The sequence below is a fragment of the Fictibacillus sp. 18YEL24 genome (genome assembly GCF_015903855.1).
GTDB lineage: Bacteria > Bacillota > Bacilli > Bacillales > Fictibacillaceae > Fictibacillus > Fictibacillus phosphorivorans_C.
On sequence record NZ_JACZDT010000014.1, the window covers coordinates 1 to 10,019 of the forward strand.

Here is a 10,019-nt window from a genome sequence, read left to right on the forward strand (position 1 = left end):
GTCTTCATGTGATTTAGTTGACTTAATGGACATAAAAGGAGAAAAAGTTTGGGTTGCCGTTCACAATGAGCATGACAAAATAATTAAATCAAACACGATAACTAGAAATGATAAAAAGTTAGAGATTTACACTATAATGGATTTCTATAATAAAAAAGGAGATTACTTAAGCACGTATATCTTTCTAATAGCAGGAGAAAAAGAAAGATCAATAGAAGAGCATAAGCCTTTAACCCTTTTAACTGATCGTTTAAAAGGTGAAATGTCTCTTAACATGAACAAAGAAGAAAAACTACGTGTAAAACAACATGTATTAGAACAAATGAACAAGTTAGATAATTAATAAACTTAATAGCTGTAACATAACACACCTTTTAGGATTAAATTCCAAATATATGGAATTATTAATCTCTTGTTGGATAAGCTATAACAATGGTAAAAAAGGTCAGGGGTGTGCAAATGAAACGTTTTATTACAACTGGTGTAATTGCGCTAGGATTGCTTACTACAATAGTTTTTGCTTCAGCAAATGAAAAGCCTCCAAGTCATAACGAGATTTTCACAAAGTTTGGTAGTCAATTTAACAAACAAGAATTAATTGTTGCAGGGAAACAAGAAAAAACCACCAAAATTGAGAAAACGATTGCAGATCAAGGAATTGTCTTAACCGTAAATGGCTTATACAAAAATAAAAAAAGTATATTTCTCGCCTATACAATAAACACGAAAAAAGAATTTGATTACAATACATCTGCCTTTTGGAGTAAACCTAATGTATATATCAACAAGAAAGAAGTAAACCATGGCGGCCTCGAAGATTTAAAGGTATCAGATGATAAATATATTGGGATTATTGAAGTCAATCCTGAAGGTAGATTACCTAGTAATGCAAACATAAAGTTTACAATACATGAAATTTTTGAAACGAAAGGGAATTGGACCATTGAATTCCCTCTTAAGTAAAAAATAAGAGAGCTAGTTAACATAAAAATCCTTTGCGGAACCAAAACAAAAATCAAAACCCTGAATCTCACCATATTCGGCGAAATTCAGGGTTTTTAGGTTTCTGAAACAGCAAAAAAATAGCCTTATTATAAAATGTGCTGTTCTTCTCTTTTCTCTTGTTTTCTTTCATTTTCAATCCGGTTTAAAAGTTGACAAAATAATAGTATCGTATCTATTCCTACCATTCATTGGTCAGCTGAATTTAAAGAAATTGATAAGATATCCACCCAGACCAACCATCTACAAAACTCACTAAACTATCATTTATTTGAAGGAGACACCAATAAATTAGCAGAATCTATCATTGAACTCGTTAAGAAGTATGCATAAGATTATACATATAAATAATAAGAATTTAAGCGTCTATACAACTTGTCCCTACCTGCATAGCATATAATAACCGGATCCGTTCAATAGGATCGGATTATTTCTAGGGGGGAATAATCATGGGCTATAGAAACTGTTGTTGTCATAGAAGACACGAAAGAAGATGCGAACCTTCTTGTACCGTTTACTACAAGTGTAGACGATACGAAAAGAAAAGATGCAGCTGTCATCGTAACCATCACTAAGTTCGATCCGTTTTACAAGAGAGGAGTCTATAAAGAGACTTCTCTTTTTGTTTGTCAGGATATAAAAAGACCAAGTTCTGTTTGGAGAACTCGGTCGGTATACATTCTTATTTAGAGTGGCAACATTGCTTTTTACAAACGATAGGTGGTGGTGAATGTAGAGGTCTAATCAAAGGAGTCTTTTTCAGACATGGACATTTTCTTTTTTTCATGTTTTCTCCCCCTTAACCGGCAGCTGACAAAAAACCAATACAGCGCTGGTGATATCAGGGATGCACTCTATCGGTCATACTTTTACTATATGTGTACAACCTGTGGTGTGTGTATGATTCCACTCGTTTTTAAGTGTTTTGGTTATCTAAATGGAAAAGACCGATTCTCCCTCTACTGAGAATCGGTCCTTACAGGTTTCCGGAAACAACGCCACACTCAGACGTTATTTTTAGTATGTACAAAACTTATAGACATTATGTAAATGGAAATTTGATTGACTTTGCATACACCTACTCGTTTGTAACTTTACCATATTTAGATTTTCGTCTATTTGGTTAGGATTCACCTTAAATATTCTTTATTGCTTTTGCGTATGTTAATAATAGCGTCGATATAGGCGTTGCTCCTCCCCCTATAAGGAGCTCTTGTAACAAAAAACGATTTCTGACAGATAGGAATCGTTTTTTTGTTTAAAACACACGTTACTTTTTATTTATCTATCACATAGGATATAAAGACCCTATTCTTATTGGGGGAACCTTCCTATCCATACCCTCCTAACTGGCTTCGGGAGGGCTAGAAAAAAAATAGGACAAGATCTTTGAAAAAAACCAAAAAAACAGCTACTTTATACATCTAAAAAAGTTTAACTTTTCTCCATTACCATACAAGCTTCTATCTAAAAAACCAATGATCCCCTCAAAAAATGAGAATAATATAAAATTCATGTATGAAAATCAACAGAACAAATACTAAACCCTACTATAAAGACGTTGAATACACGACGCATTCAAATCCACAGAAACTAAAAATCTCTTAAAACAAAAATATACGCTTCTCAGAGCATATACAAAAAACTCCTATGATGCTGCTCATAAAACGAGTGCCAGAAGACCTCACAGACCCGTGTACGTTGGGTGTGTGAGGTCTTCTGGCGTTTACGAGATTCACTAGATCAGCAGCAAGCCTTTACCCATAAGGAAAATTAGCGAAATCGAACCGTAACTAACATATAAATTGAGTATCCTTTGTGTTATCTATCCATTTACGCATACCATTACTATTTTTCTCTGCATATAAACATACATAAACTCACTTTCATCAAATCTTCTTCCATGTTATTAATTCCACCAAATAAACACATTTAGATGGATTCTTCTCCATGGTTTTATAGCTATAATCTATAAAATAAAATTACCCAAAACAGCCACTTCTAACTAAAAAAACAGCCCGGATCACCAGGTGTTCAAATGACCCCACACAGGCAACATCATCCTATGTGGGGTCATTTGATTTTCGGAGCTATAGCAAAGAAAAAACCTGGTGGTCCGGGCCTGTCATAGAAGGAAAACCTAGACTCGCATCCCCTTAAAATGAAAAACTAATCTATTCAACAGATATTAAAGACTTTTTAAACCCTCAATTAGCGATGTCTTCTCCAATATTCCACACCATAATCTAAAGCTATACAAATAAAGATACAACCGATTAAAACAATAGCCTCAATCAAAAGAATCCGCCCCTTATAAAATACGCTTACAATACTAGCAATTCATTTTCTTTCTACGCTAAAGGAGCTGCTTCCTTGTATGCTTCCAGGAAAGTCTTATACACTCCTAACTGCTAGACTATAAACAGAGGAGGATAAAGACTGAAGTGTTAAGGCCATAGGAGCACTCCACACAAGAAATAAGAAAAAAAACAAGAGCCCCATAAAGGGGCAGGGACTACGTCCCCTTAATATAAAGAGACAGACCACTAGTAAACTTTTTCATCTATTTTTAACCTCTTTTAAAAGTTGTGCAATTCGTTGCTGGCTCAGTCCTAATTTAATACCTAGCTGCTTTTGAGTTGCATTAGGATACCTATCTAGAGCTTTCTGGAGTAGCCAGAGCTTGTCCTCTGTCTTTTCCTTTTGAGCTTTAATATAAGCATTACGAGGCTTCATTCCTTCTTTGCGTCGTTGCTCTCGTTTAGCCTCGGTGTTGCGTTTTCGCTTTTCATTGCGCCCAATAATTGTCTGCAGCTGCACCTGTTCGTCTTCCGTAATATCGAGCCATTCGATGATCTTAGCGTTCTTTAGGTTGTAGCCGGCTCCTGGATAGCCTTTTTCTTTGGCTACCGCGTTCGCCTCTTCGGTATTTTTGGCTTTCCATGCCTTCTCCGCACTCTTCGTAGCACGAATCACTTCTTTTTCAGCCAATGGTTCCGTGAACTGTGAGTTAAAGATTAACGTCTGCCTTAAAGCTTCTTCCGAATCTGCAACATAGCAACATTGCCAGTATCGATAGAGAAAGAGAATCGTCTCGCGGTATCCTTTTACATCATGATTTCGTAGTTCCACAAGCTTCACGAGATCAAGCAGACGCGCATGGTGTAAAGAGTATGTATTAAAAAGCCTTTCAACAGTCTTACGGCGTCCTCGTGTCTTTTTCTTTGGTTGAAGGTCTGGTAAGTATTCGTTTTGAATATCACGAAGTACATATCTATAATCATGACGGTATTGAACTTGGACAGCCTCTCCATTTTTGGAATTAATGCTGCCATCAAGACGGAATACACGTGCAGCATCCGTCGCTCGTGTGTCTCCTCCCATTGCTTTCAACTGTTGTACAAAATGATTTTGCACAGCTTGCCATAAGGGAAGTGCCTGATAAGGGACAGGATCAATCAGCCAGACGAGAACCACTCCCCGGCCGGAGAAGATAATAAGACTTGGTTCTGGAATACTTTGATTAAAAAACTCTAATTCTAGTTTTCCGATAATCCATTTCGGATCATAGTTTAAGAGATAACAATCTAAGTCCACGTATAACGAACGTAATTGGCGTATGAGTTCAATTTGTCGCTGAGGCTTATAAAAGGTATTCTGAGAGAAATAAACGTCCTCTCCGAGCCATTTTGAGAGTTTGAGAGCCAGTTTCTTCGGCTTCACGTGAAATTGCTGAAATCCTTTTTTTGTTTTCTTCGCAAGGGTTATGTAGCCATCGGCTTCATGATGATGAAACCATGCATGATATTTGGCGCGTTCGTAGGCGTTTAAATTTTCCATATAAAAATCCCTCCAGTAGTGGAAGGAATCGCATACTTTGTGATAGAATAACCACATAACAACATAAATATAGGTATACGATACCTTAGTATTTCGAGAGAATCCCAGGACCCGCCAAAGTCAGAGGGATTTTTCTCGTTTCTAGGACTAATTCTATCAAACTTTTAGTTTCCCTGCTGTAACTATATGAAAAAGCCCCCATTAGCTTGGGGGCTTTTTCATATAATCAAACATCCTGTTCATCCATTTTAAGTCTTTTTATAATTAAAAAAGCATTAACACATTGGTATATAGAAATTAAATTAAAGAGCAAGCTAATTGAATAATCATAGAGAAACGATAAACCTAAACTTATAAATGCACTGATAAAAAGATTCCAGACTTGAAGTTTTTGTATACAGCGAAAGGACCACCAAAGATTAAGAATGAAAACAACAACGGCTAATACTTTTACCAGTTCTATATTAAAATCCATACTAATCCTCCTTATTCTCTTTAGGTGTTATGGCTGGTGGAACACCATAAAATTCTGGCACATCCCCTTCAACAAAAAGATCTCCTAATTTTATTGTTGAGGTGATTTTAGCTTCTTCAGAAGAAAATGGAATGACAATTTGAGTATTTACTTCAACATCCAAAAATACCTCTAGATACGTATTATTTATTCCAGATTCTTTTATTTTCGTCTCGACCTTTGATGTTACATCGCCCACGATCGTCATTTTAACAGGGATTTTAGGTCCAAAGTTCGCAAGAAGTGAGTTGTTGGTAGAAAGACCTAACGGTATATAATAAACCGTACCCGGGATATAATTTTTTTTATTTTCGCTATTAACATCTGCTTGATGACTAGCCTGCTCAAGATTCTTATGAATACGCTCCGTAGTAGTTGCTAATATTTTGCTATATATTTTAGGATTAAAACTAACTAAAGATTTACCAGTGTTTTTTTGATGGAAAACTACAAGGTCGTCCATTTCAGAGGGTTTAACAATTTCTTCTGAAATAGCATTATTTATTGCTTCTGAAGCAATTTTTTTTGCCTCAGTATTCGCTATGTCCATTAATGTAGGTTTTATGTTATTGTCGACTAACCATAAAGCTTGTAAAGTAAATAGATTAAAAAGAATAAAAGAAATTAATAAAACATATTTAAACGGCAATGGACCCTTTCTTGTCGGAATTCGCCTTCTTTTAAAATGCATATAAAACCCTCCTAGAGTTAAAATATGCGCATTCTCTAATAAAAAGAAACAGCAATACTTAAACTATATCTGACACCTCATACAAATGAGTTTAGATATGGAACAAATAAAATAAATCCCGAATACCAAATATATCCGGGATTTAAAAATTTATTTTTTAATCATAAAATTTTACCGTTACAACATCATGATCAATAAGAGTTAGATCAAATTGTACTTTATTACCCGAAGATAGGCCGGAAAATTCAATGACAGCCTTACCAGAGGAATTAAACCCTGTTGCTTTTGTATCTCTCCATACACCATTAACATACATTGCAGCTCCAACACTGTTTGAATCAGCAGCACCTGTTATTTCAAGTTTGAAATTCCCACCATCAGTAGCTGTATAAACATCTGTCAGTACATTCCCATTAGACGGAATAGCAATATACTCTGTACCTTTAAGCTGCCATCCAGTAGCCGCAAAAGCGTTTGAAGGCATTAACAAAGCCACTAATACTAGTAACGTAATACCAAACTTTTTAATCTTCAATCTACGCACCACTTTCCATTAATTTTTACAGCCCACTTACTTATGTAAATAAATTGAACTGGTATATCTAGATATATTAATGCTTGTCCTTTTATATGTGCATTCAAAATAGATGTATTGGCTTTGGATAACTAACTCTGGTGAAATAAATTCATGCTAGTATTTTTCAATTGACGGTCATCTCACTTTTTTCTTGTAAGATTAATATCCATGTCTATTCCTAATTTTGCTTTTATTTCATGACGGACGGCTCTCGTAATTCTCGGTTTAATCTGTTTAAAAAGTTTCTGTTCCTCGATGATCTCTATTTTAAGAGACTCAGGTGGATTCTCTACTTCAATGGACATAAAATTACTTTTATACCCATTCTCTTTTAAAATCTTGTTTGCGACAGCAAAGATCTGATTAGTTAACCGAGTTTCTTGTTTTTCTTCTTTGCTCATAATAGGTTCTCTATCCGTCCCTGCTGTTGTACTGAAGTACGTGATTACAAGGAATGAAAGAACGCCAAATAAAACAACAAAAATAATAACTTTCCACGTTCCCTTCATTTGATTACCTCCGAACACAATCCTTTTTATACTATACGCTTGTACTATAGAGATAGACCTGGACTACTTGTTGTATTGAATTTCTAAAAAATGTACCCTAAAAGAGGAAAGCTAAAGTACTTCATTGAAACTATAAATATATATACGAATCATGTTTAACAAGCTTTATAAAGTTCTATACTTTAGCTTGAAGTGAAGGGAGTTTTATACTTGAAAGAAGAAGTGCAATACACATCTGGCGACATAGCTAAAGATCTCGGACTCAGTAAAACAACAGTACTCAACTATATAAAAGAGTTTCATTTGGAAGTAAGAAAGAACCCTAACAACGGTTATCGCTATTTTACAGTTGAAGATCTACAGCAACTGAGAGATATACATAAGCTTTGTCAAAAAAACGGCAAAGAACAGGCGTTAAAGGAATGGAACTTATCTACGAGAACCCCAATAGACATGGGGGAAGCACTCGAGTCTGTAATGAAGAAGTATAAAGAGGAAGAACAAACCCTAAAACAAGCTTTAAACAGACAAGAACAGATTAATCAGGCACTAGTTAGCGAAGTCGCACAACTAAAAAGTATGGTTCAAGGTATCAGTTCTACCAGTCGTCAGGACATAGAAGAAGTCTTTTTGGACCGTTTTCCGTCTGTCATGAAAGAAGTACTACAAGAGAAGGATCAAAAGATTGATGAGTTGAAACAAAAGTTAGAAGATGTAGAGAAGCTTATGAAGAATGACCGGGATGCAATATTACTGAAGGTTCTACGTGAGACACAAGAAACAAAAAAAGAGATAGCCGCCATGAAAGAAGAACCAAAAGAAAAGTCAGGTTTTTTCTCACGTCTATTCGGAAAGTAAAGACCACTGACACATTAAATCCATACTAATGTCCATATAAACGCCATCAGCAACACGTTTTTCCTGACAAACATCTAAAAAAAGCGTAAGCTAACAGAGACTTCTCTCTTTTTTATAAATAAGACCAAACAAAACCAAGGATCTACAGATCCTTGGTTTTGTTATGCATTCTTACATATTCTATGTTATTATTGTATATACGTATATACAATATAACCCGTTTAACCATTTTACATTATGGACATAACATATAAGGAGGAAATCCAATAATGGGTATGGTGAAAGAGATGGAAATGGAACGTAAAGTGACGAAGGTAGGAAATAGCTTAGGAATCAACATGACCGAAGCTCTTAGAAAAATTGGAGCTATACAAGGTGATTTGTTAGCTGTAGAAGTAGATGGCGATGTGATAAAGATTACGAAGAGACAGCAGAAGGTTTCTCTTCCTGAAGGATTAAGCCCTGATTTCTTTGATGTGCTTAACAGCACCTTGAACGAGTACGATGAAACCATTAAAGGATTAAAAGATAGATAATGAATGTCGTTCGATATTTAACGGAAACGGAGATTGTAGCCATCAATTTATATCTCATTAAGAAATACAGTCCGAGTGAAAAAGAAGGAGTAAAAATTCCTTCTCTGCTAAATTCAGCTGTTCACAGACCGCAACAGTCCGCCTTTTTAGAAGACAGATACGGCTCTTTGTTTGAAAAAGCTGCAGCTCTCTTTGATTCACTTGCTAAAAATCACGCTTTTCATAACGGGAATAAACGAACGGCGTTTGTTTCTATGGTTCAGTTTCTAAAATACAACGGTTATCGTTTAACGGCTCCTCAAAAAGCAGCTGAAGACTTCACGGTTGATGTTGTTAACCACGTATACTCTTTTGAAGAGATCACAGCCTGGATTGAAACCAATAGTCAGCTCGTAGGCTGATGCCCAATAAAGAGCCTTCATTTCCATAATGAAGGCTCTTTATTGGGTTTATACACTCTTTTTTTTATTAATCTGTACAATAGGTTCGTATTCACTTATCACTTCAAAAGTTTCTTCAGAGCACATAAATATAAAATGCTGAATATTAGATATTTCATTTGAACCGGGACCCGGTAATTGATCAAACCAATGGATGAAATCAGAATTAATCATTTTATAGAAATACCATGGTTTAGCATTAATAGTATTGAAATACTCTATTCGCGCTTCACGAGCAATCTTAGATAAGTCACCTCTTTTTAAGTCATCTGTAAATCTAAATGCCAAAACAAATTTACTATTGATATTTTGGTTATAAATGATTTTAATTTCTGTGTTAGATTCATCTTCAAATACTAACTGCAATCCATCTGCAAACTTAACTTCAACATAGTGTAATGGTCCCTCTAGTCCATCTTTAGGTCTCCAGACAACCAATTTTCTAGTAGTCATTCTATCCACTCCTTATACTCACAAAAACAGAGCTGATACAGAAGGATTCTACCTATTTAGTGGAAATTCAGCAACTTCTTTAAGACCATCGAAAATAATAAGCGTACTATCCGTAGCATATTCTCTTACTTTCTTTAAGTCAGCATTCTTTTTAATCTTGTATTCTACACTGAATAACACCTTTTTTTGCGTCCTTAGATCACCTTGAGAAGATCCGCCAACTGGATTCAACTTAAACGTTGAAGATCTCGGGAATCTACTCATTACTGAAGAAAGTTTTTTTCCCGGAATAACTGCAATCTCCATTGAAGGCTGAGGATAGTAATGTCCACGATATTCTGGATGTTTTAAACCTTTGGATGGAGTCTTATTAGTGATAAGAAAATCATACCTCAATACGTTTGGAATACTTAAAATATTGATTTCAGACTTTGAAAGTTCAAAATCACTTTCTGCAGCAACCTTTTGAACTCCTAAAGGAGATACAAGACAAAGAATAAGCATAATACATAGTGTCTTTTTCATAAAATCCTCCAAAAAACTTTAATTAAGGATAGTTTTCTCTTTCGTCATTTGTTCTATCCGATAGGTATCAAGGT

Annotated in this window: 13 protein-coding genes; 6 read left to right on the forward strand and 7 right to left on the reverse strand. The window is 35.3% G+C overall.

What is annotated here, in order from left to right:
- The 3 genes from HU823_RS21630 to HU823_RS22380 all read left to right on the forward strand — a co-directional run.
- Positions 1–343, forward strand: a 343-nt coding sequence (locus HU823_RS21630) for a hypothetical protein (protein ID WP_370630165.1), incomplete at its 5' end; no start/stop codon positions are given.
- A 116-nt stretch (positions 344–459) separates the two neighbouring features.
- Positions 460–963: a DUF4179 domain-containing protein gene (locus HU823_RS21635; protein ID WP_197192292.1), complete on the forward strand. Its 504-nt coding sequence runs from the start codon at positions 460–462 to the stop codon at positions 961–963.
- A 216-nt stretch (positions 964–1,179) separates the two neighbouring features.
- Positions 1,180–1,335 carry a YueH family protein gene (locus HU823_RS22380; protein WP_370630166.1) on the forward strand — a complete coding sequence of 52 codons (156 nt, stop codon included), beginning with the start codon at positions 1,180–1,182 and terminating at the stop codon, positions 1,333–1,335.
- Between the two features lie 2,226 nt (positions 1,336–3,561).
- Here HU823_RS22380 and HU823_RS21645 read toward each other — a convergent pair.
- The 5 genes from HU823_RS21645 to HU823_RS21665 all read right to left on the reverse strand — a co-directional run bounded on the left by HU823_RS21645 (position 3,562) and on the right by HU823_RS21665 (position 7,133).
- Positions 3,562–4,842, reverse strand: coding sequence for a phage tail tape measure protein (locus HU823_RS21645; protein WP_163103541.1), 1,281 nt, complete (start codon positions 4,840–4,842; stop codon positions 3,562–3,564).
- Positions 4,843–5,068: 226 nt separating this feature from the next.
- On the reverse strand, positions 5,069–5,317 hold the full coding sequence (locus HU823_RS21650; RefSeq protein WP_197134874.1) for a hypothetical protein: 249 nt from the start codon (positions 5,315–5,317) through the stop codon (positions 5,069–5,071).
- A 1-nt stretch (position 5,318) separates the two neighbouring features.
- Positions 5,319–6,047, reverse strand: a complete 729-nt coding sequence (yunB, locus tag HU823_RS21655) for a sporulation protein YunB (protein ID WP_197134877.1) — start codon at positions 6,045–6,047, stop codon at positions 5,319–5,321.
- Between the two features lie 157 nt (positions 6,048–6,204).
- Positions 6,205–6,582 carry a hypothetical protein gene (locus HU823_RS21660; RefSeq protein ID WP_197134881.1) on the reverse strand — a complete coding sequence of 126 codons (378 nt, stop codon included), beginning with the start codon at positions 6,580–6,582 and terminating at the stop codon, positions 6,205–6,207.
- A gap of 182 nt (positions 6,583–6,764) precedes the next feature.
- On the reverse strand, positions 6,765–7,133 hold the full coding sequence (locus HU823_RS21665; protein WP_197134885.1) for a hypothetical protein: 369 nt from the start codon (positions 7,131–7,133) through the stop codon (positions 6,765–6,767).
- Positions 7,134–7,343: 210 nt separating this feature from the next.
- Between HU823_RS21665 and HU823_RS21670 the strand changes: the two genes are divergently transcribed.
- The 3 genes from HU823_RS21670 (at position 7,344) to HU823_RS21680 (ending at position 8,928) form a co-directional block, all read left to right on the forward strand.
- Positions 7,344–7,991 (forward strand): MerR family transcriptional regulator, encoded by a 648-nt coding sequence (locus tag HU823_RS21670; protein ID WP_197134887.1) that lies wholly within the window; start codon positions 7,344–7,346, stop codon positions 7,989–7,991.
- Between the two features lie 269 nt (positions 7,992–8,260).
- Positions 8,261–8,527: an AbrB/MazE/SpoVT family DNA-binding domain-containing protein gene (locus HU823_RS21675; RefSeq protein WP_370568867.1), complete on the forward strand. Its 267-nt coding sequence runs from the start codon at positions 8,261–8,263 to the stop codon at positions 8,525–8,527.
- On the forward strand, positions 8,527–8,928 hold the full coding sequence (locus HU823_RS21680) for a type II toxin-antitoxin system death-on-curing family toxin (protein ID WP_163103557.1): 402 nt from the start codon (positions 8,527–8,529) through the stop codon (positions 8,926–8,928). The genes HU823_RS21675 and HU823_RS21680 overlap by 1 nt, the downstream gene beginning before the upstream one ends.
- Positions 8,929–8,976: 48 nt before the next feature.
- Here the strand turns inward: HU823_RS21680 and HU823_RS21685 are convergent, their stop codons facing one another.
- Both HU823_RS21685 and HU823_RS21690 read right to left on the reverse strand, forming a co-directional pair.
- Complete coding sequence (locus tag HU823_RS21685) at positions 8,977–9,420, reverse strand: hypothetical protein (protein ID WP_163103558.1); 444 nt, start codon at positions 9,418–9,420, stop codon at positions 8,977–8,979.
- Positions 9,421–9,468: 48 nt separating this feature from the next.
- Positions 9,469–9,945: a hypothetical protein gene (locus HU823_RS21690; protein WP_163103577.1), complete on the reverse strand. Its 477-nt coding sequence runs from the start codon at positions 9,943–9,945 to the stop codon at positions 9,469–9,471.
- Positions 9,946–10,019: the final 74 nt, after the last annotated feature.